Genomic DNA, 26,745 nt, shown 5'->3' with positions numbered 1-26,745 from the left:
ATCAGGATGAAACTCAAAGGGCTGAGCCCTGTGAAATACAGGACCCAGCCCTCAAATCATCCCAGCCTATGAACCGTCCAACTTTATGGGGTCAGTTCACGAAGCAGGGCTTTTTTCGTCATTTCGATGGTGCCGGTTTTCGTTTGAAGAGGCCCTTCAGATTGTCGAAGAGCTCCACCTTCACGCCGTGGCGCTTCATGATGATCGACTGCTGGATGACCGAGAGTGTGTTGTTCCAGGCCCAGTAGATCACTAGGCCGGCGGGGAAGCTTGCCAGCATGAACATGAACACCAGCGGCATCCAGTTGAAGATCATCGCCTGAGTCGGGTCCGGCGGCGTCGGGTTCATGCGCATTTGGAAGAACATGGTGACGCCCATGATCAGCGGCCAGACGCCGAGATGCAGGAAGGTCGGAGCCGCAAACGGCAGCAAGCCGAAGAGGTTGACGATCGAGGTCGGATCGGGAGCGGAAAGGTCCTGAATCCAGCCGAAGAACGGCGCATGGCGCATTTCGATGGTGATGTAGATCACCTTGTAGAGCGAGAAGAAGATCGGGATCTGCAGAAGCACCGGCCAGCAGCCCGCGATCGGGTTGATCTTCTCTTCCTTGTAGAGCTGCATGGTCGCCTGCTGCAGGGCCATGCGGTCGTCGCCGAACTTGGCCTTCAGCTCCTCCATCTTCGGCTGCACGCGCTTCATGTTCGCCATGGAAGCATATTGCCGGCTGGCGAGCGGGAAGAAGAGCGCCTTGACGACGATGGTGGTGCAGAGGATCGCGACGCCGAAATTGCCGAAGTAGCGGAAGAAGAAATCCATCAGCTTGAACATCGGCTTGGTGATGAAATAGAACCAGCCCCAGTCGATCAGCCGGTCGAAGCGTGGGATCGAATAGCTGGTCTCATAGCGGTCGATGACCGGGACTTCCTTGGCGCCGGCGAAGACGAGGTTCTTCAGGTCGATCGACTGACCGGGGGCTACCGTGATCGCATCCTGCTTGTAGTCTGCCTGGTAACGCGGCGTGCCATCCGCGAAGTGCGAGAAGCGGGCGTCATAAGCGGTCGACTGCGGCGGCACGATGGTTGCAGCCCAATACTTGTCCGTTATGCCGAGCCAGCCGCCCGTCGCCTTGGCGGGCGTCGTGGCTTCCTTTTCGGTTGAGGCATATTTCGTCTCGATCAGACCGTCATCGCCGATGACGCCGATGAAGCCTTCATGCAGGACGTAGGCCGAAGGCGTCTCGGGCTTGTTATAGCGGGTGACGCGGCCATAGCTCGACAGTGCAATCGGCGCCTGGCTGGCGTTGGCGATCTTGTCGGTGATCGTGAACATATAGCGATCGTCGACGGAGATCGTGCGGCTGAAGGTGATGCCCTTGTCATTGGTGTAGGAGAGCGTCACCGGTGTCTTGTCGGTCAGCTTGTCGCCGCTCGTGAGCTTCCAAAGGGTCGAAGGGCCTGGGACTGCACCCGTCGCGTCGCTGCCGACATAGCCGAGTTCGGTGAAGTAGCCGTCCTTGGTGTCGGCCGGGCTGAACAGGGTGATGATCGGGCTGCTCTTGTCGACCGTCTCGTGATAGGCCTTCAGACGAAGATCGTCGAGGCGGGCGCCTTCCAGGTTGATGGAGCCGGCAAGGGCCGGCGTATCGATGACAACGCGCGCGGATGCGGTCTTTTCGACGGACTGGTCACGGGTGAGGACAGTCGGCGTCGTCTGGCCGTTTGCCGGCAGCGAACCGTTGACTGCAGTGCCTGCGGGGGCTGGCTGCGTCGTCTGGGCCTGCTGCGCCTGCTGGTGTTGCTTGGCGGCCTGCTCGGCCTGGCGCTGCGCTTCGAGGCGCGGGTTCATGTAGAAAAACTGCCAGCCGAGAACAATCAGCACAGACAGTGCAATTGCAATGAAGTAATTGCGGTTGTTTTCCATCATACTTTCCTGGAGCGGTCCTTTTCCGACCGCCGGTGTTTCGGCCTGGTTTCGATGCGGCTTACGAGTTCGCTCGCCAGTTTTTCGAAAGGCGCGGTCAGCACCTCGCGTCGCGCGACAACCACATAGTCGTGTCCGGGCTGCATTGCAAATCCGGCGTGAAGCCGCACGGCTTCTTTCAGCCTGCGCCGCATGCGGTTGCGCTCCACCGCGTTGCCATGTTTTTTGGTAACGGTAAAACCGACGCGGGGTTCGGCGTCGGCGGTCTTGCGGTCCAGCATTTCGATGAGGAAGAAGCTGCCTCTGCGCTTCTCGCCTTCGCGGACTGCAAGAAACTGCGGCCGGCTTTTCAGCCGCCCGACAGTCTTTTTGGGTCGTTCATTCGTCAATTTGCCCGCCATCCTGGATTATCGGGCACTTCGGCCCTTAGGCCGAAAGACGCTTGCGGCCGCGGTTACGGCGAGCGGAAAGAACCGCACGGCCGCCCTTGGTGGCCATGCGCGCACGGAAGCCGTGACGACGCTTGCGGACAAGCTTGGATGGTTGGTAGGTACGCTTCATTTATTTAAACACCGCGGAGTGCGGCCCTTCTTGAGCTTTGCTTGTGATAGCAAGGAGCGTTGTTGATTATGGCGAACGGACTTGGCCCGCAAATGCAGGCTCCATGACCGGACGTGCGCGGGCTTATACGGATCAAGGCCCCGGAAGTCAATTATAAGGGCGCAGATTCCTTGAAATCAGGCAAATTCGCGCTGTTGGCGGCGGTGGCGCGTCATTTGGCGTCAGGCTCTAGCGAATGTGCATGCAACCTTAAATATAGATTACGGATATTCTAAAATATACGGAAAGTATAGTAGGGAATGCCGCATGTCTAGATTAAAAATACCTCAATATAACGTTAATGATTTTAGCCGATATCTAGCTCTATGTCGTAAAACCCATCGATTTACGGGGGATGGGATCTGCGCCGGAGGGGTATTGTGAAAATTCGCGGCAAAATAAATCTGCTTGTATCTGTCATGGCTGGGGCGGCGCTTCTGATCGGCGCCACGGCCCTCTATGCATTGCATCAATATGACCAGAAATTACAGAGCTACGAGCAGACGGCGAGCCGCGCTTACATGGGCGAGCATCTGAACCGCTACGTGACCGCGGTGGTCATGGAAGCGCGCGGCATCTATGCCGCTGCCGCGGCAAAGGATTCCAAACCCTTTGCCGATGGGCTGATGGCCGATCTCGACGAAATCGACAAGGTGCTGACGAGCTGGGCGCCTCTGGTGCCGGATACGCAGAAGCCGGAATTCACCAAGCTGCAGGCCCGCGCCCAGGAGTTTCGCGCCTTTCGCACGGAAACGGCCAGGCTCGGCGTGACGGATGGTCCGGATGCCGCCGGCAAGCAGGGCAACAATGAAGCCAACCGCGCCAACCGCAAGGCTTTCCAGGCCGAGATCGATGCGATCGTCCAGACCGACAAGGCGGAGCTCGCGAAGGCCGAGGCCGAGATTGCAGCCTTTCACAGCAGCGTCCTGTGGGTCGTCCTCGGAATCATGATTGCCGGTATCGTGGCCGGCGTCGGCCTCGGCGCCTATATCGGAACGGTTCATCTGAGCCGCCCGATCCGCAAGGTGACCGATGCGATCAAGAATGTCGCTGACGGCCATTTCGATATCGAGGTGCCGTTTGCCGGCCGTCGGGACGAAATCGGCGAGATGGCGGCAGCCGTCGACGTCTTCAAGGAAAACGGCAACGCCGTGCGCCGCATGAATGCCGAGGAAGCGGCCCTGCGCGCAAAAAGCGACGAGCTTCAGTCGAGCATGTCTCTCGCAGTTTCTGCCGCGGCAGCCGGCGATTTCAGCCAGCGCATCGAGAAGGACTATGGCGACGTCAATCTCAACCGTTTCGCGCGTAACGTCAACGAGCTCCTGATCAGTGTCGACACGGGGATCGGCGAGGTTCGCCGCGTCATTGCAAGCCTGGCTGACGGTGATCTGACCCAGGCGATGAAGGGCAATTTCCAGGGCGCCTTCGCTGAACTGCAACAGAACGTCAACGCGACATTCGAGACGCTAAAGAGCACCATGAGCGAAGTGCGCGAGACCACAGGCTCGATCAACTCCAACACCAATGAGCTCCGTCACGCCAGTGATGATCTCTCCAAGCGCACCGAACAGCAGGCGGCCGCCCTGGAAGAGACCTCGGCAGCGCTCGACGAGATCACATCCGTCGTGCAGAACTCCACGGAGCGGGCGCGCGAGGCCAGCGTCATGGTCAGCGAAGCCAAGGACGATGCGGCCCGTTCCGGCACGGTCGTCCGCAACGCGATCGACGCCATGGGGCGCATCGAGCAGGCCTCGGGCGAGATCAGCCAGATCATCGGCGTGATCGACGATATCGCCTTCCAGACCAATCTTCTCGCGTTGAATGCGGGCGTCGAGGCCGCGCGCGCCGGCGAGGCGGGCAAGGGCTTCGCGGTGGTTGCCCAGGAAGTACGCGAGCTTGCGCAACGCTCCGCGACAGCTGCCAAGGATATCAAGGCTTTGATCGGCAAATCCGGTAACGAGGTGCAGGTCGGCGTCAAACTGGTGCAGGCAACCGGCGAAGCACTGTCGTCTATCGAGGCCCGTGTGCTCAGGATCAACGACCACATCCACTCGATAGCGACGGCGGCGCGTGAGCAGGCAACGGGCCTGTCCGAAGTGAACAAGGCCGTCAACCAGATGGATGAAGTTACCCAGCGCAATGCAGCTATGGTCGAGGAAACTTCGGCCGCGACCCATCGCCTGGCAGCCGAAGCGGATGGTCTCGTCCAGCTCGTTTCGCGCTTCAAGGTGGACGCAGCCAATGTTTCCGCTCCTGTTCCAGCACGCGCCGAGACGCATCGTCCGGCCGCTTCGCCGGCACGCCGCATGATCGACAGGGTCGCGACCGCCTTTGCCGGCGGAGCGCTTGCTCCGGCCACGACGGCGCAAGGCTGGGAAGAGTTCTGATCCGTCAGATACGAGGCTGGCTGCGGCGCCTGAGCGTCGCTGCCGGCCTTACCTTCCGTCAAAATCCCGAGCCGATTGGAAAAACCTCCACAATCGCCTATTATCTAGTTTCGATCAGGTCGCATCAGATCGCTTTTTAGGCGAAGCGGGACAATTGAAATGGACAGTGGGCAGGACAAGGATGCCGTAAAGAACGGCAAGGTCGAGAAAGGCCGCCTGTCACAGCTTTACCGTCCCACAGGTATTTTCGGCGGCCTTTCCGGCAAGCTCCTCATCCTCACCGTTGTTTTCATCTCGTTGGCGGAAGTGCTGATTTTTGTGCCTTCGGTCGCCAATATGCGGCTGCGCTGGCTGCAGGATCGGCTGAACACCGCCGCCGCTGCCGCCATCGTCATCGACGGTCTGCAGCCGGCCGAACTGCCGCGTGCTCTGCAAAAGGAAACGCTGATGGCGACGGGCACGCGGGCAATCGTCCTGCGCAAGGACGGCACGTCGCGGCTGCTGGCGACGGCCGAAATGCCGGCCGCCGTGGATGAGAAATACGATCTCAGTGACCTGTCCCAGCTCACCGCTATCAAGGATGCGCTCGATACGCTGCTGTTTGGCGGCAATCGCATCATCCGCGTGTTCGGTCCGGTCGGCGGCGATGCCAATACCGGTATCGAGGTGGTGCTGAAGGATACCCGGCTGCGCAACGCCATGCTTGCCTATTCGACCAGCGTCTTCTTCGTCTCCATCCTGATCTCGCTGTTCACCGCAACGCTGATCTTCTTCGCGATCAATCGCATGATGATCCGTCCCATCCGTCGCTTGACCGATAGCATGCAGGCCTATTCCGATGATCCGGAGGATCCCGGCCGTATTCTTGCGCCGGTGAAGGGGCGGGACGAACTGGCCGTGGCCGGCCGGCATCTCGCCGCGATGCAGTCGCAATTGCAGAAAACCCTGAAGCAACAGAAGAACCTGGCAGCGCTGGGCCTCGCCGTGTCGAAAATCAATCACGACATGCGCAACATCCTTTCGGCCGCGCAGCTGATGTCGGACCGTCTGGTCGATGTCGACGACCCGATGGTCAAGCGCTTCGCCCCAAAGCTGTTGCGCACCATCGACCGCGCCGTTGGCTATACGACCGAGGTCCTCTCCTTTGGCCAGACTTCCGAATCGGCGCCCCGTCGGCGCAAGATTCGCATATTCGAGCTCGTCGAGGAGGTCCGAGATATCCTGGCGATCGATCCAGATAGCGGCATCGAGTTCATCGAGCAGCTCAGCCCGGACCTGGAGGTTGATGCCGACAGCGAGCAGCTGTTCCGCGTCATCCATAATCTCTGCCGCAACGCCCATCAGGCGCTGATCGCTTTCGGCGAGACGGAGCCCGATAGCGTCAGGCAGATCACGGTCTCGGCGCACCGAATCGGCAGTGTCGTCAGCATCACCGTCGACGATACCGGCCCGGGCATGCCGCAAAAGGCGAGGGAGAACCTGTTTACGGCCTTTCGCGGTTCCGCCCGCTCGGGTGGCACCGGCCTTGGCCTGGCGATCGCCCGTGAGCTCGTCCTTGCCCATGGCGGCACGATCGCGCTCGTCGAAAAACCGGCGGCCGGCACACAGTTCCGCATCGAAATTCCCGACCGCCCGGTATCCCTTGATGATTACCGCAGCAGAAGCCTGCAAGAAAATTGATTGTTTTCAGCTGCTTGGCATCAAGATGCGCGAAAATCGCGATCTTTTTCAGAAATCCACTTGCATTCCCTCAAGGGAGGCTTTAGAGAACCGCCCACGCCAACGGTTTCTTCCGTTTCGGCCACGCACCCGTAGCTCAGCTGGATAGAGCACCAGACTACGAATCTGGGGGTCAGGAGTTCGAATCTCTTCGGGTGCGCCATTTCCTCCATCTGCTTTTTTGACTGACGGCATAATGCTTATGCACTATGGATCTGTCGCTGGATAATCGCTGCACGCGTTGAGGGACTGACGTCCTCTTTGCGTCGATCAACCTTGGCGCTTCATTTCCTGCCCATGATCCGTCGCCAACGGCAGTTCCGGCAAGAACAACAGCACGATCAGCGCCAGTGCCACAATCGCAGTGCCCGTCGCAAAAGTCATGGCGATCGCGTGGCGATAGAGCGCTATCGCCGCGTCATGCGCCTCCGGGGAGGCGGTGGCGAGCTGCTTCATACCGGCTTCGGTCAATGAGGAACCATGCATCCCGTCGAGGACGCCGCCGGCATTCTGTACGCGATAGGCAAGAATGGCGCCGGAGCCGGTGACGCCGATGAGGCCGCCGAGCGAGCGGAAGAAGGCAAGCGTCGCCGTCCCCACGCCACGATGGGCAAGGGGGAGGGCATTCTGGACGGCGATCGTCATGGTGGGCATGACGAGGCCAAGGCCGAGGCCAAGCGCAAAGATCGCCGGCTCGATGATCCAGAAGCCCTGGCTAGTGGCTGCAGCCCAGGCGAGTACGGCGAAGGCGGCGGTTGCGAGGCTGAGGCCGCAGAGCTGTGCCGGCTTGTAGCGCCCGAAGCGATGCAGCAGCACGCGCCCGTTGACCATGGAGGAGATGACGACGCCGATCATCAGCGGGCCGGTGAGCAGGCCGGAATGCGAGGGGCTGACCCCCATGACCATCTGGAAGAACAGCGGAAAGAAGAGGCTTGCTCCCAGCATGCCCATGAAGGTGAGGGCGAGCACGATGCAGGCGACAACGAAGAGCCGGTTGCGGAAGAGATCGGGCGGCAGCACCGGCTCGGCTTCACGCTGGATATGCAGGATGAAAAAGATGAAGAGAACGAGTGCAAGCGCTGAAAGACCGAAGATTTCAGGCGAGTTCCAGGCCCATTCATTGCCGCCGAGCGCGAGCACCAGCAGGAAGCTCGTCGTACAGCTGGTCAGCAGCGCCGCGCCGAGATAGTCGATGCGGCGGCTGCGCGCCTGATGCGGGCGCTTCAGCGCCCGGCCGATCATGACGAGGGCGACAGCGCCGATCGGCAGGTTGACGTAGAAGATCCAGTGCCATGACAGAAGATCGGTGATGACGCCGCCGGCGATCGGGCCGATGACGCTGCAGACGGCGAAGACGGCCGCGATCGAACCCTGATTACGCCCGCGTCTGGCCGGCGGCACGATGTCGCCGATGATGATCTGCGCCAGCGGCAGCAATCCGCCCGCGCCGATCCCCTGGATCGCTCGGAAGATGATGAGCTGCGGGAGCGTTTGCGCCATGCCGCTCAGCACCGAGCCGAGAAGAAAGATGAGGATTGCCGCATAGATCATCGGCTTGCGGCCGTATTGGTCGCTGAGCTTGCCATAGAGCGGCATGGTGCTGGTCGAGGCGAGCACATAGGCGCTGACCACCCAAGAGAGGTGCGTCAGTCCGCCGAGGTCGCTGACGATGCGCGGCAGTGCTGTCGCGACGATGCTCTGGTCGATGGCGCCGAGACCGAGGACGATCATCAGCCCGAGGATGACGGCGCGGATCTCGCGGCGATCGGGCGGGTCGCCTGTCGTCGGAGCGGATGGTGGGACAGCATTCGGACGAGCCGTATTCATTGTCCGATCTCCATGAGCGGTTCGATTGCGGCGCGGATGGCATCTCGTTGCTGCGGCGACAATTTGGCGAGTTCGGAGGCGAGCCAGTCAGTCCTGCGCCGTTTCAGGCTTCGGATGATTTCCTCACCTTTCTTGGTCGCCACCAGGCCATTGCGGCGGCGGTCGCTCGGGTCCGGTTCGGAACGGGCAATGAGGCTGTCCCGCTCCATCGCCTTCACATGGCCTGAAATCGTCGGTCCGCGCAGTCTCTCCAACCGCGCCAGTTCGACAACGCCGATGCCTGGCTGTTGAATGATGGCGACGAGCAACAAGGCGTGCAGTGGCGACAGCCCGGCCTCGTCGCTCTCGCGCCGCAATTGTCGATGCAGGCGATGGAGGGCAGGACGCAACGCCTCTGCCAGCGCATAGGCTTCCTCGGCCCCGTGATGACGGTCGGCTTTGCTCATCGATAGCCTCGTTCGCACATAGATAGATAGGCTTCCTATCTATATCGGTATCGCGCGGCTTGTACTTGCGCAAGCGATAATATTGTGAAAGGTTTTCAATCATTGCGCGTTGTTCATCAGTATTACGACTCGATAGGAGGAGAAGAGCTGTGAAACGATTTCTGACAACCGTAACAGTGACTGCCCTGAGCGCCCTGCTTGCGATTACGTCTTTCGACCCGGCGGCCGCCGCGCCGATCCAGCCGCTGATCCAGCCGGCAATCCAGCCGACGGGTGATCAGCCCGCCGGCCTGACCGAAGTTCAATATCGCCACCACAATAGGCACTATCGCGGGCGTCACCGTCCGCATTATCGTCCTCACTACCGTCCGCATCATCGCCCGGGTTATTGGCATGGCCATCGCGGCTATCGCTATCATCGTCCGGGCTACCGGCGCCATGATGGCTGGTGGTATCCGATGGCCGCCTTCACTGCCGGCGCAATCATCGGCGGGGCCGTTTCGCAGCCACCGCGCGGCAGCGCGCATGTTCGCTGGTGTGCGAGCCGCTACAAGACCTATCGTGTGTCGGACAATACCTATCAGCCGACCAATGGTCCGCGCCGCCAGTGCGTCAGCCCGTAATGTGAAACAGATCGAAATCCCTCTTCGTTCTACGGAGGGGGATTTCTTTTCAGGCCGTTGCGGGAAGGGGTGTCTTCAACCGGTTAACTGCTCGGAGACATCCCACAGCCGCCGCCAAATCGCCTGATCGCGGGCATGAGCGGCAATCTTGGCACGCACCGGCGGACCCTTGAGTTCATAGAAACCGTTCGGGCCATACATGGTGCCGCCTTCCGCGGACGGTGCTGTGGCGGCAAAAAGCGTCGGCAAGGCGCCAGCCGCTGCCGATTGCGATGTAAACGGTCCCAGCAGTTTCGTCAGGAGTTCAAGACTGCCCGGCCTGTCGCGGCCCATGCGGGGGCCGGTGGTTTGCAGGCCGGTGACGGCATAGCCGGGATGGGCGGCAATGCTTTTAAGCTTCCAGCCCTCGGCGCGTGCGATGCGATCGAGCTCCAGGCTGAAGAGCAGCGTTGCCAGCTTCGATTGACAATAGGCGGGCCAGGGACGATAGCGCTTGCGCCATTGCAGATCGTCGAAATTGATCCTGCCGCTGCGATGCGCCAGGCTGCTCACCGTGACCACTCGCGGATTTTCGGCCGCAGAAACCTTTGGCAGCAGCCGCATCGTCCAGGCAAAATGGCCGATATAATTGGCGCCCATCTGCATCTCGAAACCATCTTCGGTCTCGTGCCGGTCCGGGATGGCCATGACGCCGGCATTGTTGATGAGCAGGTCGATATGCGGCAGGCTATCGGCGATGCGGGTCGCCGTGCGCGCGACGGAATCGAGGCTGGCAAGATCGAGCGCCTCGAAGGTCACGTCTGCGCCCGGTGTTGCTGCGCGGATCTTGGCGATCGCCTCTTGAGCCCTGGCCTCGTTGCGCGATGCGATGACGACCTTGGCGCCGGCGCCTGCCAGGGCCTTTGCCGCCTCGTAGCCGATACCGCTGTTGGCGCCGGTGATAACTGCGATGCGGCCCGTCTGCGGCGGAATATCTTTCACTGTCCAGTCTGGCATTGCGGAGCTCCTGTGGAGAGATTTTGGCATTGCCCATTGTATTTGGTAATTTCTACACTAAATGCAAGTTTGCAATAAATGAAAATATCTAAGTGCAAAATATGCGATGATGCTTGCATATCAATGACTTTCGACGGTCTAGCGGCGCTGTATGCCTTCGAATTGCCACGCTGTTCGGCCCTCATCAAATTATGTGACCGACGATTGGATTTGCGGAATGACGACAAAGACCTCATGCGCTGATTTCGTGCAGTTCTTCCGCTCCTGGGTGAGCAATCCGATGCGCGTTGCGGCGGTGGCGCCCTCGAGTGAGAGGCTGGCAAGATTGATGACGCAGGAGATCGAGCCGTTCGATGGTCCGATCCTCGAGCTCGGCCCCGGCACCGGCGTATTCACCCGGGCGTTGCTGGCGCGTGGTATTCCGGAAAGCGCGCTGACGCTCGTCGAATTCGGCGAGGAGTTTGCCGTCCGCTTGCGCGGGCGCTTCCCCGAAGCGCGGGTGGTGCATATGGATGCGGCCAAGCTCGGTCAATGCGGTCTCTTCGATGATACACCTTTTGGCGCCGTTATCAGCGGCCTGCCATTGCTGTCCATGCCGCCTTCCAAGGTGACGGCCATCGTCGGCGGTGCCTTCGAAACGATGAAGCCGGGAGGGGCTTTCTATCAGTTCACCTACGGCCCGCGCTGTCCGGTGCAGAAACCGATCCTTGAAAGCCTTGGGCTCACCGCAAAGCGCATTGGCGGTACGGTACGCAACATTCCGCCTGCCGGCGTCTACAGGATATCGCGGCAAAATCCTCTGGAGCTCTCGATCATCGGCTCCAAATATCGTAGCACCGGAGAGAATGCTGGAATCAGCGCCTAGGTGCCGGAAGCCGGCAAGGCCGATTTGGGGCGGCCCTTAGTGAGTGCCGGGGGTAGCGGATGGCGAAAAAGCCGAATGTCGATAGCGCGGTAAAGGAAGGCCGGCGCGAGCGTAAGCGTCGTCAAACCCGCGAACGCATTGAAGCTGCCGCCCTGCGGCTGTTCCTCGAGCGTGGCTTTGAAGCCACCACCATCGAGGACATCACGGAAGCCGCCGATGTTTCCAAGCGCAGCTTCTTCGATTACTTCCCCAGCAAGGAAGAGGTGGTTGCCGCCTGGCAGGATGGTTTTGCCCGCGAGCTGATCGGCGCGGTTGCCGCACAGCCCGAAGATACTTCAATCGTCGAGGTCATCGAGACGGCCGTCAATTCTGCTCTTCGTGCGGCCATCGCGGATCCGCAGAGCCTTGCTCTGGCGGCCCTGATTCACAATACGCCGACGCTTCAAGCACGCGACCAACTCAAATATGCCAAGCTGGAAAAGAAGCTTGCGGATGCACTGTTTGCCCGCGGCAGCGGCAGCCAGGAGGAGCGTCTTCGCCTTGGCATGCTTGCGGCCGCAGTCGTGACGATGCTGCGCATAGGCAGCGAGCGCTGGATGCAATCTCCGCAGGATGTTTCCGTAGAGCAGTTCGCTCGTAACCTCTTCGATGAGCTTTGGGCCACGCTCGCCGATCTCGGCGAGCAGGTGCAACGGCGCCCATGACTGCGCCGGGCTGATCCAGAGAAACCGCCCTGATCGGTCGCGCCGCATCGCGTATCGATGCATTGCATATGCCGTGATGCAGACCCATGTAGTATCGGGTCGCGACTGTATCTCTCCCTCGCGAAACCCACGATTTGCCCTTCAAGTCTCGGCTCCTCCGCGGATGCCGGAAACGCCAGATACATTTCAGATCAGCAAAAGGGACTATAACCATGTCAGAATTCGACGCAGCCAAGTCCGGTCAGTTCAAGATCGGCGGTGACCTTCCCGTACATCGTCTCGGTTTCGGTGCCATGCGTATCACCGGCGCCGGTATATGGGGTGAGCCAGAGAACCATGACGAAGCTGTCCGTACGCTGAGGCGCCTGCCGGAACTCGGCATCAATTTCATCGATACGGCCGATTCCTATGGCCCGGATGTTTCCGAACGTCTGATCAAGGAGGCTCTCCATCCCTACGGTCATGGTCTCGTGGTTGCGACCAAAGGCGGTCTTACCCGAACCGGCCCGAATGTCTGGGTGCCGGTGGGTCGCCCTGAATATCTGATCCAGCAGGCGCACAAGAGCCTGCGCAACCTCGGCGTCGATCGTATCGATCTCTGGCAGCTGCATCGCATCGATTCCAAGGTGCCGGCGGCGGAGCAGTTCGATGCCGTGAAGTCGCTGTTAGATGACGGCATCATCCGCCACGCGGGCTTGAGCGAAGTGACTGTTGCCGACATCGAAGCCGCATCGAAGCATTTCAAGGTCGTCACGGTGCAGAACCGCTATAACCTGGTCGATCGCACCAGCGAAGACGTGCTCGATTATTGCGAGAAGCACGGCATCGGCTTCATTCCCTGGTTCCCGTTGGCCGCTGGTGATCTCGCCAAGGAAGGCTCGCTGCTCGATACCATCGCGAAAAAGCACAATGCCGCTCCGAGCCAGATCGCGCTTGCATGGGTGCTGAAGCGCAGCCCCATGATGCTGCCGATTCCCGGAACGGGCAAGGTCAAGCATCTCGAGGAAAATACCGCCGCCGTGAACATCGTCCTCTCCGATGAGGAATTCGCAGCGTTGGATGCCGAAGGCAAGAAGGCCTTCAAGGCGGCGTGAGCTGAAAATCGTTTGGCCGGCGGGACATGACCCACCGGCCATATCTCGGCGAACGGCGCTTCCCATGCAAAAGTGATGATCACAATCACGTGAATCTTGCGGAATTGGCAAAGAACGACTGCAAAATAGGCGCTGGAAGCCTCGAAATGCCGGCGCTATGCGATATTTTCGGCATCTGCGAAGAAAGCAATGCATTCGCTGCATTGCTGCAATGCGAAAGATGATCTGTTCATGCAGTCGCCAGCGTTATATCTAATCCCTCGAAGGCAGCGCACTCCTCCTCCCAGCGCTCCTTCAATGATTGGCAACACTCCTCCTCCTCCCAGTTGCCAATCCGGATCAAGAGCCCGATGCATCCTCCTCCCGCATCGGGCTCTTTTTTATCTCATCTTCCTCAGTGATTTTCCGGATCTTTAAAGGCGTTGCGCCTTTGCAATGCCGCCGCGAATTAGCATCGCATCATGTGGTCAAGAACCGCTGGAGTCGCTTGCGCCGCAGGTATCCATGCGTAGAGTGGCGCGACGTTATGGCGGTAAGGAAGGGTTGCATGATGCAGCGCATGGCGGGTTCGGACCGATGGAGAAAGCTGTTTTTCCGAACTGTAGCTGTCGTTGCCACGTTGTCGCTCGCCGCATGCGGCCGCCCCATCGGGGTCATGCAGCCTATCAGTGAAAACGTGCCGGGCACATCCAGGGTCGACCTCCTCGTCGCGACGACACGCCTGCCGGACAAGGACCCGGCCATTCTGTTTTCGGGCGAGCGCGGACCGGGGCTCAAGGTGGATGCCGTCAGCGTCTCCATTCCGCCGGAGGCCAATCGCAAGGTCGGTCAGGTGCAGTGGCCGAGCCGCTTGCCGGGCAATCCTTTGAAGAATTTCGTCACGATCGGCGTCAAGCCACTCGCGACCGAAGCGGATGGGCGTGCCTGGGTGCATGCGGAATTGCCAAAGAACAAGCGGGTGCTGATCTTCGTGCATGGTTTCAACAACCGCTATGAGGATGCCGTCTACCGCTTTGCGCAGATCGTTCACGATTCGCATGCCGACGTCGCGCCGATCGTATTCACCTGGCCGTCGCGCGCCAGCATTTTCGATTATGCCTACGACAAGGAAAGCACGAACTATTCCCGCGACTCCCTAGAAGAGCTGCTGCGTCGCGTTGCGGCCGATCCGGCTGTCGGCGACATCACCCTCATGGCGCATTCGATGGGCAGTTGGCTCGCAGTCGAATCGCTGCGGCAGATGGCGATCCGCAACGGCCGCGTCGCGCCGAAGATCAAGAACGTCATCCTCGCTTCGCCTGATCTCGACGTCGATGTCTTCGGCCGGCAGTTCGCTGCACTCGGCAAGGACAAGCCGCACTTCACGCTGTTCGTCTCGCGGGACGACCGCGCTCTTTCGCTGTCGCGGCGCATTTCCGGCAATATCGACCGGCTCGGTCAGATCGATCCCACCGCCGAGCCCTATCGCAGCGAGCTGGAAAAACAGGGGATCACCGTGCTGGATCTCACCAAGCTCAAGACCGGCGATGGCCTCAATCACGGCAAGTTCGCCGAGAGCCCGGAAGTGGTGAAGCTGATCGGCGCACGGTTGATTGCCGGCCAGACGATCACCGATTCCGATGTCGGCATCGGCGATGCCGTCGGCGCGGTCGCCATGGGCGCTGCCCAGACGGTCGGCAGCGTCGCGGGTGCTGCCGTCAGCGCTCCGATTGCCATTTTCGACCCTCGGACGCGTGCGAATTACGGCGAGCAATGGCGTCGTGTCGGCGCATCGGCGAACAATACCGTCGGCTCGCTGGGCGATAGCGTCGAGGCAACCGGCAACAATGTCGGCGACGCATTGAAGCAATAGCGCCTTCACAGCAAATTTCTCGGCCGAGGCGTTTCAACGCCGCCGCAAAACGCCATGGCCATGCTGCTCAATCTGATATATCAGAGAATTGCGCATGGCGCTGGCTCGGTTTACCCGCCAGAATACGCGCGTTGGCGGCGGCATGACGCAACACGTCCGATGGGAGCCTGTGAAATGAGATGGAAGCGCACGATCCAGTTGCTGGATGTCCACTGCGAGGGTGAGATCGGCAAGGTTGCCATCGGCGGCGTGCCGAAGATCCCCGGCAACAGCATTGCCGAGCAGCTCCATTGGCTGAACACGGATCCAAAGGGCCAGGAGCTGCGCCGTTTCCTCGTGCTGGAGCCGCGCGGCGCGCCGATCGGATCCGTGAACCTGCTGCTGCCGGCCAAGCATCCTGAGGCCGATGCCGGTTTCATCATCTTGCAGCCCGATCAGGCGCATGCAAGCTCCGGCTCGAATTCCATCTGCGTGACCACGGCGCTGCTTGAATCCGGCATCGTCGAGATGAAGGAGCCGGAAACCGTCGTCACGCTCGATACGGCCGCCGGCCTCGTGCGCGCCACTGCGACCTGCCGCGACGGCCGCTGCGAAAAGGTGCGGCTGACCATGGTGCCGTCCTTCGTGCATGAGCTGGATGTCGGGCTCGACACGCCGCAATGGGGCAAGATCAAGCTCGACCTCTGCTACGGCGGCATTTTCTACGCGCTCGTCGATGTCGGTCAGATCGGCTTGAAGATCGAAAAGGCCAATGCAGCCGCCCTCGTGCAGGCCGGCATGATCATCAAGGAAGCGATCAACCGTGCGATGACCGTAGTCCACCCGGAAATCCCGGCCATCTCGGGCGTTGCCTATGTGATGTTCCGCGATATCGACGCCGATGGCGCTATCCGCACCTGCACGACCATGTGGCCCGGCCGCGCCGATCGTTCGCCCTGCGGCACCGGCAATTCCGCCAATCTGGCGACGCTGCACGCCCGCGGCAAGGCCAAGATCGGCGATATCTTCAAGTCCCGCTCGATCATCGGTTCGGAGTTCGAAGTGGGGCTGCAGGCGGAGACCGAAGTGGCCGGCAAGCCGGCCATCATCCCGACGATCACCGGGCGCGGCTTCACTTTCGGCCTCAGCCAGGTGGCGCTCGATCCATTCGACCCGATGGCGGGAGGCTTTGCCATGACGGATGTTTGGGGACCTTCTGCGGGCGATATTTGAGGGTAGAGTATCGGCAGTCATTGCCTGCCTTTTCAACAGCTTAGCCCCTCACCCTAGCCTCTCCCCGCATGCGGGGAGAGGGGACTAATTCTACATTCACGTCTAACCAAATTGCCGGAAAGAAGGCTGTAGATGCGCCCATCTCCTTCTTCCCGCTGGCGGGGAGAAGGTGGCCGAAGGCCGGATGAGCGGCCTTTGGCACAATCTTATGCTTTCGGATAAATCACACCCTTGCGCAGAATGATATTCCCGTAGAGCCGCGGCTCGCTGGTCTGGATGAGCGCATGCGCACGCTGCACCCGTTCATAGAACTCCGCCGGCAGTAACGGCACGACCTTGATCTCAGGCACATGCCGGGCGCAGCACTCGATCATCTCCGCATGGACGGGGTCGACGGCATCGCGGTCCTGCTTGACGGTCGCCCGGAATATCGCCTGCGGCACGAAATCGTCGATCGGCAGCACGCTCAGCACCGCATCGAGCACGGGAATGACGCCATGGCCGTCGAGGCGGATGAGGCGGCGCCCATGTTCGAGGCCGGGATAATTGCCGTCCACGAGGGCGATCTCGTCGCCGTGGCCCATGGCGCGTAGCGTCGCCAGAAGTTCCGGGCTCAACAGCGGGTCAATGCCCTTCAGCATGCTCAATCTCCTTGAAAAGAACGTTTTGGTCGATGAGGTAGCGCGCGAAGATCGGCAGGCTGGCGCCGCCGATGGCGCGGGCCTGCGGCCCGACGGCACCCTCGATGATCTCGGGCATGACGACACCCTGAAGATCCAGTTCCGCCGCTGCCTTGATGGTTGCGCGCACCACGCGTTCCCGCACCCAGCCGGGAAAGCCGCCATCGATGACCGCCGCGCTGAAATCGAGAACGGAGGCGGAGGCGACGATCGCCTGTGCGAGAGCCTTGGCCGTATCCTGGATCCAGATCTCCAGCGGTTCGCCGAAATCGATCCAATTATCCGCTGAATACCAGAGAGGGCGTGGATCGAAACCATGATCCCGCAATAGGTTTTCCAGCACGAAGATCGAGGCGATTTCCAGAAGCTGACGGTTCTCGCCGTTGCGGCCGCGCACGGGAAGCGGGCCGAGTGCGCCGGCCGTCCCGGTCCGGCCAACAAAGACGGACGAATTCAGGACGATGCCGCCGCCGAGGAACGAGCCGATGAAGAAATAGACGAAATCCGGATAATGGGGGCCGATCCCGAAGACCAGCTCGGCACCGCAGGCGCTGGTGGCGTCGTTCTGCAGGAAGACGGGGTAAGCCACACGCGAGGCGATTTCGGCTCTTAGATCGAAGCCTCGCCAGGCATCCATCGCTCCTGGCGGCGCGCCCACCTGCTCGGCCCAATTCCATAGCTCGAATGGTGCGGCAACGCCCATTCCCGCGATCTTGCGGCGCTGCTCTTCGCTGAGGCGCCCTTCCAGTTCCTTGATACCGGCTGCGACGAAGGTGATGATGTCTTGCGGCAGCGGGTAGGGGTAGATCTGATGGAGCTGCATCCGGATGCCGCCGACGAAATCCATCAGCACGAGGTCGGCGCTGCGCCGGCCGATCTTGACGCCAAAGGAAAGTACGGCGTCCGGATTGAGCCGCATCGGAATGGAAGGCTGGCCGACGCGCCCGCGGACCGGAGCATCGCGCGATAGCAGCCCGTCCTTTTCCAGCTCCCGCATGATGACGGACACCGTCTGCGCCGAAAGCCCGCTCCGCCGCGCGATATCGGCCTTCGAAAGCGCGCCGTGGCGGCGAACGAGCGAAAGCACGAGCCGTTCGTTATGGGCGCGCACGCCAAGCTGGTTCGCGCCCCCGGAGGGGTCGAGAATAGCGGGTGTTGTGGGTGTGTCCTCCGGGTCATGTACGAGAGACATGGGCCTGCTCCTTCCATCATGGCCATGCCTTATTTTCTTCCAGAATGCCACATCGAATTAATAATTCAATCCGATTTATTTATTGACAGGTGGATTTCTTTAGGGTCTGATATTGGCCGTCGGGGATGCGCACATAGCCTTGGAGGAGGTCTACCGAAAACAATCCGACAGGCTTGACGCATCTTTAACCGGGTTCGAAGTGAGCCCGCGACAGCCGGAGGGTCCGGCTTTTCAAACATCGGGAGGATTGAATGAAGAAATCCGTTATTTCCGCAGCCGTTGCCGCCCTGGCGCTCGGCGTTGCTTTTGCCGCACCTGCCAAGGCCGCCGGCGTATCCGCCTGCCTCATCACCAAGACCGATACCAATCCCTTCTTCGTCAAGATGAAGGAAGGCGCGACCGCCAAGGCCAAGGAACTCGGCGTCACGCTGAAGTCCTATGCCGGTAAGATCGACGGTGACAGTGAAAGCCAGGTTGCCGCGATCGAGAGCTGCATTGCCGATGGCGCGAAGGGCATCCTGATCACCGCATCCGACACCAAGGGCATCGTTCCCTCCGTCAAGAAAGCACGTGACGCCGGTCTGCTTGTTATCGCGCTCGACACACCGCTTGAGCCGGCTGATTCCGCTGACGCCACCTTTGCCACGGACAATCTGCTCGCCGGCAAACTCGTTGGCCAGTGGGCCAAGGAAACTCTGGGCGACAAGGCCAAGGATGCCAAGATCGGCTTCCTCGACCTGACGCCGTCGCAGCCGTCGGTCGACGTTCTGCGCGACCAGGGCTTCATGATCGGCTTTGGCATCGACCCGAAGGATCCGAATAAGATCGGCGATGAAACCGATCCGCGCATCGTCGGCCATGACGTCACCAACGGCAACGAAGAGGGCGGCCGCAAGGCCATGGAAAACCTTCTGCAGAAGGATTCCAGCATCAACGTCATCCACACGATCAACGAGCCGGCTGCTACCGGCGCCTATCAGGCCCTGAAGGCCGTCGGCCTCGAAAAGCAGGTGCTGATCGTATCGATCGACGGCGGTTGCCCCGGCGTCAAGTCGGTCAAGGACGGCGTCATCGGCGCAACCGCCCAGCAGTATCCGCTGATGATGGCAGCCCTCGGCGTCGAGGCCATCAAGAAGTTCGCCGATAGCGGTGAAAAGCCGAAGCCGACCGAAGGCAAGAGCTTCTTCGACACCGGCGTTTCCCTGGTGACGGACAAGCCGGTCTCCGGCCTGAAATCCATCGACACCAAGGAAGGCTTGAACAAGTGCTGGGGCTAAGCCCCTCACAAGTGTGATATAGTCCCCTTCGGGAGCCGCGTCATGCGCCTGCTGGCGCGGCTCTTTTACAGGGAGCAGACAATCGAAACAGTCACGTCGGCCGGGTTCAGATCCTGGCTGGCCCCCAACAGCCGGCGGTTTCCGCGCATGTGCGCGGTGGCGGAGGAATAATTATGTCCGGAGCACAGGAATTCGAACGTGTTCTCGATAGCAGCGACAAGAATGTCGCTTCGTTCGAGCACAACGATGTCTCTCTATTGAAGCGCGTGCAGCACTTTCTGCATTCGACGCCGGCGGCGGTGCCGCTGATCGTCCTGGTGCTGGCGATCGTGATCTTCGGCATCACGATCGGCGGGAAGTTCTTTTCCGCCTATACACTGACGCTCATCCTGCAGCAGATCGCCATCGTCGGTATTCTCGGCGCGGCCCAGACGCTGGTCATCCTGACCGCCGGCATCGATCTCTCGATCGGCGTCATCATGGTCATCTCCTCGGTCGTCATGGGCAATGTCGCCGTGACATACGGCCTGCCGACACCGGTCGCCATCGTTGCCGGCATGGTGGTGGGCGGCATCTGCGGGCTGCTCAACGGTTTCCTTGTCGCCAATATGAAGCTGCCGCCGTTCATCGTGACGCTCGGCACGTGGAATATCGTGATGGCGACGAATTTCATCTATTCGGCCAATGAAACCATCCGCGACACCGATGTCGATGAAAAGGCGCCGCTGCTGCATCTGTTCGCCGCGAGCTTCCGCGTCGGCGGTGCCGTGCTGACCCTCGGTGTCATTGCCATGGTGCTTCTGGTTATCGGCCTTTGGTATGTCCTCAATCACACTGCCTGGGGCCGCCACGTCTACGCGGTGGGTGATGATCCGGAAGCGGCGAAACTCGCCGGTATCCAGACCAAGAAGGTTCTTCTCGCGGTCTATGGCGTTTCGGGCTTGATCGCAGCGCTTGCCGCCTGGGTCTCCATCGGCCGCAATGGCTCGGTCTCCCCGTCTTCTGCCGTGACCGATTTCAATCTTCAGGCAATCACCGCAACCGTGATTGGCGGCATCTCGCTCTTTGGCGGGCGCGGCTCGATCCTCGGCACGCTCTTCGGCGCCATGATCGTCGGCGTCGTCTCCATGGGCCTCAACATGCTCGGCGCCGACCCGCAGTGGAAGGTGCTTCTGACCGGCGTGCTCATCATCGGCGCCGTCGCGATCGATCAATGGATCAGAAAGGTATCGGCATGACCACGACTGGCGAACCCCTTCTCACCGCGCGTGGCCTCGTCAAGCGCTATGGACGTGTGACCGCGCTCGACAACGCCGATTTCGATCTCTATCCCGGCGAGATTCTTGCCGTGATCGGTGACAACGGCGCCGGCAAATCGTCGCTGATCAAGGCCATTTCCGGCGCGGTCACCCCCGACGAGGGCGAGATCAAGCTGGAAGGCAAGCCCGTCCACTTCCGCTCGCCGATGGAAGCGCGCGAGGCCGGCATCGAAACGGTCTACCAGAACCTGGCCCTGTCGCCGGCGCTCTCGATCGCCGACAACATGTTCCTCGGCCGCGAAGTGCGCAGGCCCGGCATTCTTGGCTCGGTGTTCCGCATGCTCGACCGGCCGGCCATGGAAAAGCGCGCCCGCGACAAGCTGACCGAACTCGGCCTGATGACGATCCAGAACATCAACCAGGCGGTGGAAACGCTCTCCGGCGGCCAGCGCCAGGGTGTGGCCGTCGCCCGTGCCGCCGCCTTCGGCTCCAAGGTCGTCATCATGGACGAACCGACAGCAGCCCTTGGCGTCAAGGAAAGCCGCAAGGTTCTCGAACTCATCCTCGATGTGCGTGCGCGCGGCTTGCCGATCGTCCTGATCTCGCACAATATGCCGCATGTCTTCGAGGTTGCGGACCGTATCCATATCCATCGCCTTGGACGACGCCTGACCGTCATCAATCCCAAGGATTATTCGATGTCCGATGCTGTTGCCTTCATGACCGGCGCTAAGGCTCCCCCGGTTGAGAATGTTGCTGCATGAGTGCTTCTATTGACGATGTTGCCGGCGAGATCATCACCCGCGCCGGCAACGCGAAACGCTTCCTGGTCGCGATTGCCGGCCCGCCCGGCGCTGGCAAATCCACCCTGGCCGATAATGTCGCCAAGGCGCTGAAGGCGAAGGGTGAGAGCGCCGAAGTTCTGCCGATGGATGGCTTCCATATGGACAATGCCGTCCTGATCGAGAAGGGACTTTTGAAGCGGAAGGGCGTGCCTGACAGTTTCGACGTGCGCGCCTTCCTCGATATCATCAAGGCCGTGCGCGCCGCCGATCAGGAGGTCCTCGTGCCGGTCTTCGACCGCTCACGAGAGATTGCCATCGCCTCTGCCCGTATCGTCTCGGCAGATCATCGCTTCATCGTCATCGAGGGCAATTATCTGCTGTTCAGCCAGGGCAAATGGGCGGAGCTGGAAGGTCTGTTCGACTATTCGATCATGCTCGCCCCTCCCATGGAAGTGCTCGAGGAGCGGCTCTGGGCTCGCTGGCGGGGCTACGATCTCGATGAAGAAGCCGCCCGGGCCAAGGTTTATGGCAACGATCTGCCGAATGGCCGGCTTATCCTCGAGAACCGCCGCCGGGCGGACGCTACCTTCGATATCGTGCAGGATTGACCTCGCCCATCATTTAACCGCCGTCGCGGATTGTTTTGCGAGGGCGGATGGTGCTATCGAAGCGCGATAGCAGAAAGTGCGATCCCGAAAAGGCCGAAGCAGCCGTCGGGCAAGATCGCGCTCACATTTCCAGAGGTCGCGCCCATGCAAAAGCTCACCATCCGCCGTCCTGACGACTGGCATCTGCATTTGCGGGATGGAGCCATGCTGGAGGGTGTGATCGCTGATACTTCCAGGCATTTTGCCCGCGCCATCATCATGCCCAATCTCGTGCCGCCGGTCGTGACCACGGCGGATGCGACCGCCTATCGCGAGCGCATCCTGAAAGCATTGCCGGCGGGCGATCGGTTCGAACCGCTGATGACGCTTTATCTCACCGAACACACCAATCCCGACGACGTCGAAAAAGGCAAGAAGAGCGGCCTTATATCGGCCGTCAAACTCTATCCGGCGGGTGCGACGACCAATTCGCATGGCGGCGTGCGGGATCTCAATAAGGCAATGCCGGTGCTGGAGCGCATGGCGAAGATCGGCCTGCCGCTCTGCGTTCATGGCGAGGTGACGACGCCCGAGGTGGATATTTTCGATCGTGAGGCCGTGTTCATCGAAACCGTGCTCGATCCGTTGCGCCAGCGTCTGCCGGAACTGAAGGTCACGATGGAGCATGTGACAACGTCAGATGGCGTCGACTACATCAAGTCGGCAAATGCAAATCTCGCCGGCTCCATCACGACGCATCACCTGATCATCAACCGCAATGCCATCCTCGTCGGCGGTATTCGCCCGCATTATTATTGCCTGCCGGTCGCCAAGCGCGAAAGCCATCGTCTGGCGCTGCGTGCGGCGGCAACGAGCGGCGACGCCAGGTTCTTCCTCGGCACGGATTCGGCGCCGCATGTCGATCCGCTGAAGGAATGCGCCTGCGGCTGCGCCGGCATTTATACGTCGATCAACACCATGAGCTGCCTTGCGCATGTCTTCGAGCAGGAAGGTGCATTGGACAGGCTTGAGGCTTTTGCTTCGCTGAATGGTCCGGCCTGGTATGGCCTGCCGGTCAACGAGGATAGCATCACGCTCGTGCGCCGGCCCGAAGCTGTAACCTTCCCGGCAAAGATCGAAACTGGCGCCGGACCGGTTACCGTTTTCGACCCGATGTTCCCTTTGCACTGGGATGTCGAGATTTAATTTTAGTTTAATCTACATAAGTGAAATAAATATATAAGACTGTATTGCGGCACTCAATTGGTGTATGCCGCAATTTTGAACGTATATTTTGTTGAAACACATTTTCTTTATTATTTGCCGTAACTAATTTGATACCCTTGACGGCCTAGCGTGGCAGCAATCCCCTGCGGTAGAAATCAAACCGTTGAAAGAGCATGATGCTGGTCGATTACAACTCGCTTCTTCTGGCTCTCGGTGTCTCCGCCTCATGTCTTGCGGTCACCTTGGTCGGAAGCTGGTTTTCGCGCCGGCCCGATACCTTCCTCCTGACGTGTTCTGCCGGGCTTGTGCCCATCGTCGGTGGCATTTTCCTCTATGGCGCCTATGTCGACCACCCCAGGCCGATTTTTGCCATTTTGACGTTCGTCTTATTCTTCCTTGGCTTCGCGACGATCTGGGTGGCTGGTTATCAGTTTCGCACCCGTCGCCTTTCCAAGATCCGCTTTGCCCTCGGTTGCCTGCCGGGCATGACAGCATCGATCGGGCCGATGCTTGCCGGCTACGACGGGCTGGCTTTCATCGCCGATAACCTTGTCATCTGCATGCTCCTGCTTCTGACGGCGCGCGAGTATTGGCTGAGCCGGCGCGAGGCACCGACGCCGCTCTACGGCATTACCGCGCTTTACACGCTGACGGCGATTTCCTTCGCGCTGTGCGCGGCCGTATTGATCGCCGACGGCAAGCTGGTGCTCGGTCATGCGCCGGATAATTGGGCAGAGGATGTCAGCCTCGCGGTATGCATCGCCGGAATGACCGGGATCGGAGCGCTATCGCTGGCTTTGCATCAGTGGCGTCAGGCCGCCTTTCACCGTCAGGAGGCGATCACCGACTCCCTGACCGGGCTGCTCAATCGCCGCGCGCTGTTCGATCTCTACGGCCGCCGGTCCTTCGGTGCCTCAATGGCCGTTATCATTTTCGACATAGATCGCTTCAAGACGATCAACGATCAGCATGGCCATGCCGCCGGCGATCTCGTACTCAAGCTTTTCGCGGAGGAACTTTCCTTCGGCTTGCGTTCTTCCGATACTGTGGCCCGTCTTGGCGGCGAGGAGTTCGCGCTCGTTCTCGACAATGCCCTGCCGGGCCGTGCCGAGCAGGTGGCTGAGCGGGTGCGCGATGCTTTGGCGGCACGAGTGGTCAGCATCGAAGACAAATCTTTCGCCTGCACCGTCAGCGCGGGCGTCGCGACCGGCACGGCCAAAGGGGCCGGCTTTGACGATGTGCTTCGGGCCGCCGACAAGGCGCTCTACGAGGCGAAGCGAAACGGCCGCAACCGTGTCGAGGTCGCGGCCTATCTGCGGGCTGTCTAACCGGTAAACTTTCGCGAACTGCATCGCCACCACACCAATGCCTTTAGAATAGGGCTTTCACGAAGGCGCATGCGGCCAAGAGCGAGGCGACCGTGCGTACATGGTTCCAGCCCATCCAGTCGGTGAGAAAGCTGGACCATAGCTGTGCCGCCTCTGCCGAATGGCCGTCAAGCCTGTCCAGAGCGTCGTTCAGCGGCACGTTGAACACTATGGTCGAAAGAAAGCTCGCGACGATATAGAGCGCCGCACCCGCCAGCATCATCATGCTGGTGCCGCCCCGCCAATAAAGAATGGCCATCACGGCGATGAAGATCGAGAGCGCTGCCGTCAGCAGGAACAGCACGATGAAGGGCGAGCGCACGATCGTGACGTTGATCGATTGCATCGCCGCGATCCCCTGATCAACGGGAAGACGGGCGAAGGCCTGCATGACGAAGGTCGAGAAGGCAAAGTAGACGCCGGCGAGAAGACCGCTGCTGATCGCGGCGATGATGAGGGCGATAGTTGTGATCTGCATTTCAAGCTCCTCCAGCATAAAATGTGATAAATTCTCTCATTTGCGAAATGTGATAAACTCTCTTATATTGCTTGTCAACAGGCACAGGCAGGGAATGGCATGACGCAGGAATCGATCGCGAGACGCAGGCGCAGCAAGGACGAGGCAGGCACACCGCGACGCATACCCAGCCAGCAGCGTGGCCGTGAGCGGGTGGATTTGATCCTTTCGGTGGCATCCGATCTGATTGCGAAAAACGGGAGCGATGCGCTGCGCATGGGCGAGATCGTCGAAAAGGCGGGCGTTTCCTTCGGCTCGCTCTACCAATATTTCCCCGACAAGACGGCAATCATCCGCGTGCTGGCGGAGCGCTTCAACGAGCAGGGCCGGCAATGCGTCGAAGATGAGCTGGCGGCGATCAAGAGTCGCGACCAGCTCCAGTCGGCCCTTGGCCGCATCGTCGACGGCTATTACGCAATGTTTCTGGAAGAGCCTGTCATGCGCGACATCTGGCATGCGACCCATGCCGACAAACTGCTGCAGCAGGTCGATGCCGACGACATGGAATGGCACTCGCAGGCATTTCTGACCGTCCTAAAACGCCTATGGCCGGAGCGCGACGATTCCGAACTTGCAAGAACAGCCCGGTTGACCATGCAGCTTGTCGCGGCTGCGGTGCGCTATGCGATTTCGATCGAACGGGAGGAAGGCGACAAGGTCATCGAACTGTTCAAGGCCATGCTCCCTGCCGATCTTGGAGCACTGCGCTAATTGCTTCCGGTCGCCCTGCAGACGGCGACCGCGGGGATATCCGCAAAAGCTTTCATACGTCTGGAAACTCGGCCCGCTTGCTGCTATTGCCGCTGGAACATTAGCGCTCGCCAAGGAGGCCTTGCATGACCCAGATGATATTCACCGATCGCACTGTCATGGCCGAGTTGATGGCTAGGATGCTTTGGGAGATCAAGGCGGTCCACTTCAATGCCGACAAGCCCTACAAATTCGCATCCGGCATGGCGAGCCCGGTCTATATCGATTGCCGAAAGCTGATCTCCTATCCACGCATCCGCTCGACGGTCATGGATTTCGCCGCCAGCATCATCGTGCGCAATGTCGGCTTCGAGCAGTTCGATTGCGTCGCCGGCGGCGAGACGGCGGGCATTCCCTTCGCCGCCTTCCTGGCCGAGCGCCTCAACCTGCCGATGATCTACGTTCGTAAGCAGCCGAAGGGCCATGGCCGCAACGCCCAGATCGAAGGCGACATGAAGGAGGGCGCCCGCGTGCTCGTCATCGAGGATCTGACGACGGCCGGCGGCAGCATGTTCACTTTCATCGACGCGATCCGCGCAGCCGGCGGTATCGTCGATCATGGCATGGCGCTGTTCTATTACGGCATCTTCCCCGAGGCGGTCGAACGCTTTGCCAACCGGAAAGTCAGCCTGCAATACATCACGACCTGGCGCGAAGTGCTCGCCGTCGCCAAGGAGCAGAAGCTGTTCGACGACAAGACGCTCGAGGAAGTCGAGGCCTTTCTCAATGCGCCGCTCGCCTGGTCCGGTTGGAACGGCGGTATTTCGGAGCTGCCGACAAACTGACGCTTTGCTTTTGCATTGAATCTATCTAATCGATTTATGTAACTGGATAAGACAGACGCGCTCTTTGGGAGGC

At 60.4% G+C, this 26,745-nt stretch carries 25 protein-coding genes and 1 tRNA gene; 17 read left to right on the top strand and 9 right to left on the bottom strand.

Annotated features, from left to right (window positions below; translation table 11 throughout):
* Positions 1–118: 118 nt before the first annotated feature.
* From yidC to rpmH, 3 genes are read right to left on the bottom strand one after another with little or no spacing between them, the layout of a single operon-like run.
* On the bottom strand, positions 119–1,921 hold the full coding sequence (gene yidC, locus PH562_RS20900; protein ID WP_285175448.1) for a membrane protein insertase YidC: 1,803 nt from the start codon (positions 1,919–1,921) through the stop codon (positions 119–121).
* Positions 1,921–2,322 carry a ribonuclease P protein component gene (gene rnpA, locus PH562_RS20895; protein ID WP_015338668.1) on the bottom strand — a complete coding sequence of 134 codons (402 nt, stop codon included), beginning with the start codon at positions 2,320–2,322 and terminating at the stop codon, positions 1,921–1,923. Before rnpA ends, yidC begins: the two co-directional genes overlap by 1 nt.
* A 25-nt stretch (positions 2,323–2,347) precedes the next feature.
* Entirely contained in the window at positions 2,348–2,482 is a 135-nt protein-coding gene (rpmH, locus tag PH562_RS20890) for a 50S ribosomal protein L34 (protein WP_041677194.1), read from the bottom strand.
* Between the two features lie 419 nt (positions 2,483–2,901).
* On the opposite strand from rpmH, the gene PH562_RS20885 reads away from it, so the two are divergent.
* From PH562_RS20885 to PH562_RS20875, 3 genes are all read left to right on the top strand, one after another.
* A complete protein-coding gene (locus PH562_RS20885) occupies positions 2,902–4,908 on the top strand; it encodes a HAMP domain-containing methyl-accepting chemotaxis protein (RefSeq protein ID WP_285175447.1) in 2,007 nt (668 codons plus the stop codon).
* A gap of 159 nt (positions 4,909–5,067) precedes the next feature.
* Positions 5,068–6,588, top strand: a complete 1,521-nt coding sequence (locus tag PH562_RS20880) for a sensor histidine kinase (RefSeq protein WP_285175446.1) — start codon at positions 5,068–5,070, stop codon at positions 6,586–6,588.
* 125 nt (positions 6,589–6,713) lie between these two features.
* Positions 6,714–6,790, top strand: a tRNA-Arg gene (locus PH562_RS20875).
* A 107-nt stretch (positions 6,791–6,897) separates the two neighbouring features.
* On the opposite strand, the gene PH562_RS20870 is transcribed toward PH562_RS20875, so the two are convergent.
* Together PH562_RS20870 and PH562_RS20865 are read right to left on the bottom strand one after the other, a co-directional pair.
* Positions 6,898–8,454 carry an MDR family MFS transporter gene (locus tag PH562_RS20870; protein WP_285175445.1) on the bottom strand — a complete coding sequence of 519 codons (1,557 nt, stop codon included), beginning with the start codon at positions 8,452–8,454 and terminating at the stop codon, positions 6,898–6,900.
* On the bottom strand, positions 8,451–8,900 hold the full coding sequence (locus tag PH562_RS20865) for a MarR family winged helix-turn-helix transcriptional regulator (protein WP_285175444.1): 450 nt from the start codon (positions 8,898–8,900) through the stop codon (positions 8,451–8,453). Before PH562_RS20865 ends, PH562_RS20870 begins: the two co-directional genes overlap by 4 nt.
* A 149-nt stretch (positions 8,901–9,049) precedes the next feature.
* Between PH562_RS20865 and PH562_RS20860 the strand changes: the two genes are divergently transcribed.
* Complete coding sequence (locus PH562_RS20860) at positions 9,050–9,523, top strand: BA14K family protein (RefSeq protein WP_285175443.1); 474 nt, start codon at positions 9,050–9,052, stop codon at positions 9,521–9,523.
* A gap of 75 nt (positions 9,524–9,598) precedes the next feature.
* Here the strand turns inward: PH562_RS20860 and PH562_RS20855 are convergent, their stop codons facing one another.
* Positions 9,599–10,519 (bottom strand): oxidoreductase, encoded by a 921-nt coding sequence (locus PH562_RS20855; protein WP_285175442.1) that lies wholly within the window; start codon positions 10,517–10,519, stop codon positions 9,599–9,601.
* Positions 10,520–10,736: 217 nt separating this feature from the next.
* Between PH562_RS20855 and PH562_RS20850 the strand changes: the two genes are divergently transcribed.
* From PH562_RS20850 to PH562_RS20830, 5 genes are all read left to right on the top strand, one after another.
* Positions 10,737–11,384 (top strand): class I SAM-dependent methyltransferase, encoded by a 648-nt coding sequence (locus tag PH562_RS20850; protein ID WP_285175441.1) that lies wholly within the window; start codon positions 10,737–10,739, stop codon positions 11,382–11,384.
* Between the two features lie 59 nt (positions 11,385–11,443).
* Positions 11,444–12,088, top strand: a complete 645-nt coding sequence (locus PH562_RS20845; protein WP_285175440.1) for a TetR family transcriptional regulator — start codon at positions 11,444–11,446, stop codon at positions 12,086–12,088.
* Between the two features lie 212 nt (positions 12,089–12,300).
* The gene (locus PH562_RS20840) at positions 12,301–13,182 is read left to right on the top strand and encodes an aldo/keto reductase (RefSeq protein ID WP_285175439.1); all 882 of its coding nucleotides are present in this window, start codon (positions 12,301–12,303) and stop codon (positions 13,180–13,182) included.
* 559 nt (positions 13,183–13,741) lie between these two features.
* A complete protein-coding gene (locus tag PH562_RS20835) occupies positions 13,742–15,034 on the top strand; it encodes an alpha/beta hydrolase (protein WP_483315367.1) in 1,293 nt (430 codons plus the stop codon).
* Positions 15,035–15,208: 174 nt separating this feature from the next.
* Positions 15,209–16,246: a 4-hydroxyproline epimerase gene (locus PH562_RS20830; RefSeq protein ID WP_285175437.1), complete on the top strand. Its 1,038-nt coding sequence runs from the start codon at positions 15,209–15,211 to the stop codon at positions 16,244–16,246.
* Positions 16,247–16,452: 206 nt separating this feature from the next.
* On the opposite strand, the gene PH562_RS20825 is transcribed toward PH562_RS20830, so the two are convergent.
* Complete coding sequence (locus PH562_RS20825) at positions 16,453–16,887, bottom strand: RbsD/FucU family protein (RefSeq protein WP_285175436.1); 435 nt, start codon at positions 16,885–16,887, stop codon at positions 16,453–16,455.
* Entirely contained in the window at positions 16,871–18,118 is a 1,248-nt protein-coding gene (locus tag PH562_RS20820) for an ROK family transcriptional regulator (RefSeq protein WP_285175435.1), read from the bottom strand. Before PH562_RS20820 ends, PH562_RS20825 begins: the two co-directional genes overlap by 17 nt.
* A gap of 251 nt (positions 18,119–18,369) precedes the next feature.
* Here PH562_RS20820 and PH562_RS20815 point away from each other — a divergent pair, with 251 nt between their 5' ends.
* The 6 genes from PH562_RS20815 to PH562_RS20790 all read left to right on the top strand — a co-directional run bounded on the left by PH562_RS20815 (position 18,370) and on the right by PH562_RS20790 (position 24,581).
* Positions 18,370–19,395: a sugar ABC transporter substrate-binding protein gene (locus PH562_RS20815; RefSeq protein WP_095433852.1), complete on the top strand. Its 1,026-nt coding sequence runs from the start codon at positions 18,370–18,372 to the stop codon at positions 19,393–19,395.
* 173 nt (positions 19,396–19,568) lie between these two features.
* The gene (locus PH562_RS20810; protein WP_113406745.1) at positions 19,569–20,633 is read left to right on the top strand and encodes an ABC transporter permease; all 1,065 of its coding nucleotides are present in this window, start codon (positions 19,569–19,571) and stop codon (positions 20,631–20,633) included.
* Positions 20,609–21,418 (top strand): ATP-binding cassette domain-containing protein, encoded by an 810-nt coding sequence (locus tag PH562_RS20805; RefSeq protein ID WP_174175513.1) that lies wholly within the window; start codon positions 20,609–20,611, stop codon positions 21,416–21,418. Before PH562_RS20810 ends, PH562_RS20805 begins: the two co-directional genes overlap by 25 nt.
* A complete protein-coding gene (locus PH562_RS20800; RefSeq protein ID WP_285175434.1) occupies positions 21,415–22,047 on the top strand; it encodes a nucleoside triphosphate hydrolase in 633 nt (210 codons plus the stop codon). Before PH562_RS20805 ends, PH562_RS20800 begins: the two co-directional genes overlap by 4 nt.
* A 144-nt stretch (positions 22,048–22,191) precedes the next feature.
* Entirely contained in the window at positions 22,192–23,232 is a 1,041-nt protein-coding gene (gene pyrC, locus PH562_RS20795; protein ID WP_285175433.1) for a dihydroorotase, read from the top strand.
* A gap of 197 nt (positions 23,233–23,429) precedes the next feature.
* Positions 23,430–24,581, top strand: coding sequence for a GGDEF domain-containing protein (locus PH562_RS20790; RefSeq protein WP_285175455.1), 1,152 nt, complete (start codon positions 23,430–23,432; stop codon positions 24,579–24,581).
* A gap of 43 nt (positions 24,582–24,624) precedes the next feature.
* On the opposite strand, the gene PH562_RS20785 is transcribed toward PH562_RS20790, so the two are convergent.
* Positions 24,625–25,098: an anthrone oxygenase family protein gene (locus PH562_RS20785; protein WP_285175432.1), complete on the bottom strand. Its 474-nt coding sequence runs from the start codon at positions 25,096–25,098 to the stop codon at positions 24,625–24,627.
* Positions 25,099–25,197: 99 nt separating this feature from the next.
* Here PH562_RS20785 and PH562_RS20780 point away from each other — a divergent pair, with 99 nt between their 5' ends.
* Positions 25,198–25,848 (top strand): TetR/AcrR family transcriptional regulator, encoded by a 651-nt coding sequence (locus PH562_RS20780; RefSeq protein ID WP_285175431.1) that lies wholly within the window; start codon positions 25,198–25,200, stop codon positions 25,846–25,848.
* 125 nt (positions 25,849–25,973) lie between these two features.
* Positions 25,974–26,672 carry an orotate phosphoribosyltransferase gene (locus PH562_RS20775; protein ID WP_113233767.1) on the top strand — a complete coding sequence of 233 codons (699 nt, stop codon included), beginning with the start codon at positions 25,974–25,976 and terminating at the stop codon, positions 26,670–26,672.
* Positions 26,673–26,745 lie beyond the last annotated feature (73 nt).

The sequence above is a fragment of the Rhizobium centroccidentale genome, assembly GCF_030182565.1.
Classification (GTDB): Bacteria; Pseudomonadota; Alphaproteobacteria; order Rhizobiales; family Rhizobiaceae; genus Rhizobium.
This window is presented reverse-complemented; position numbering and strand designations above follow the sequence as displayed.

Excerpts from the sequence above, each read along its gene's own strand:
- PH562_RS20830 (WP_285175437.1), top strand. The coding sequence starts at position 15,209 with ATGAGATGGAAGCGCACGATCCAGTTGCTGGATGTCCACTGCGAGGGT.
- pyrC (WP_285175433.1), top strand. The coding sequence starts at position 22,192 with ATGCAAAAGCTCACCATCCGCCGTCCTGACGACTGGCATCTGCATTTG.
- PH562_RS20825 (WP_285175436.1), bottom strand. The coding sequence starts at position 16,887 with ATGCTGAAGGGCATTGACCCGCTGTTGAGCCCGGAACTTCTGGCGACG.
- PH562_RS20855 (WP_285175442.1), bottom strand. The coding sequence starts at position 10,519 with ATGCCAGACTGGACAGTGAAAGATATTCCGCCGCAGACGGGCCGCATC.
- PH562_RS20865 (WP_285175444.1), bottom strand. The coding sequence starts at position 8,900 with ATGAGCAAAGCCGACCGTCATCACGGGGCCGAGGAAGCCTATGCGCTG.
- PH562_RS20850 (WP_285175441.1), top strand. The coding sequence starts at position 10,737 with ATGACGACAAAGACCTCATGCGCTGATTTCGTGCAGTTCTTCCGCTCC.
- rnpA (WP_015338668.1), bottom strand. The coding sequence starts at position 2,322 with ATGGCGGGCAAATTGACGAATGAACGACCCAAAAAGACTGTCGGGCGG.
- PH562_RS20800 (WP_285175434.1), top strand. The coding sequence starts at position 21,415 with ATGAGTGCTTCTATTGACGATGTTGCCGGCGAGATCATCACCCGCGCC.
- PH562_RS20845 (WP_285175440.1), top strand. The coding sequence starts at position 11,444 with ATGGCGAAAAAGCCGAATGTCGATAGCGCGGTAAAGGAAGGCCGGCGC.
- PH562_RS20805 (WP_174175513.1), top strand. The coding sequence starts at position 20,609 with ATGGATCAGAAAGGTATCGGCATGACCACGACTGGCGAACCCCTTCTC.
- PH562_RS20870 (WP_285175445.1), bottom strand. The coding sequence starts at position 8,454 with ATGAATACGGCTCGTCCGAATGCTGTCCCACCATCCGCTCCGACGACA.
- PH562_RS20835 (WP_483315367.1), top strand. The coding sequence starts at position 13,742 with ATGGCGGGTTCGGACCGATGGAGAAAGCTGTTTTTCCGAACTGTAGCT.
- PH562_RS20840 (WP_285175439.1), top strand. The coding sequence starts at position 12,301 with ATGTCAGAATTCGACGCAGCCAAGTCCGGTCAGTTCAAGATCGGCGGT.
- PH562_RS20810 (WP_113406745.1), top strand. The coding sequence starts at position 19,569 with ATGTCCGGAGCACAGGAATTCGAACGTGTTCTCGATAGCAGCGACAAG.
- rpmH (WP_041677194.1), bottom strand. The coding sequence starts at position 2,482 with ATGAAGCGTACCTACCAACCATCCAAGCTTGTCCGCAAGCGTCGTCAC.
- PH562_RS20815 (WP_095433852.1), top strand. The coding sequence starts at position 18,370 with ATGAAGAAATCCGTTATTTCCGCAGCCGTTGCCGCCCTGGCGCTCGGC.
- PH562_RS20790 (WP_285175455.1), top strand. The coding sequence starts at position 23,430 with ATGCTGGTCGATTACAACTCGCTTCTTCTGGCTCTCGGTGTCTCCGCC.
- PH562_RS20880 (WP_285175446.1), top strand. The coding sequence starts at position 5,068 with ATGGACAGTGGGCAGGACAAGGATGCCGTAAAGAACGGCAAGGTCGAG.
- PH562_RS20785 (WP_285175432.1), bottom strand. The coding sequence starts at position 25,098 with ATGCAGATCACAACTATCGCCCTCATCATCGCCGCGATCAGCAGCGGT.
- PH562_RS20780 (WP_285175431.1), top strand. The coding sequence starts at position 25,198 with ATGACGCAGGAATCGATCGCGAGACGCAGGCGCAGCAAGGACGAGGCA.
- PH562_RS20775 (WP_113233767.1), top strand. The coding sequence starts at position 25,974 with ATGACCCAGATGATATTCACCGATCGCACTGTCATGGCCGAGTTGATG.
- yidC (WP_285175448.1), bottom strand. The coding sequence starts at position 1,921 with ATGGAAAACAACCGCAATTACTTCATTGCAATTGCACTGTCTGTGCTG.
- PH562_RS20820 (WP_285175435.1), bottom strand. The coding sequence starts at position 18,118 with ATGTCTCTCGTACATGACCCGGAGGACACACCCACAACACCCGCTATT.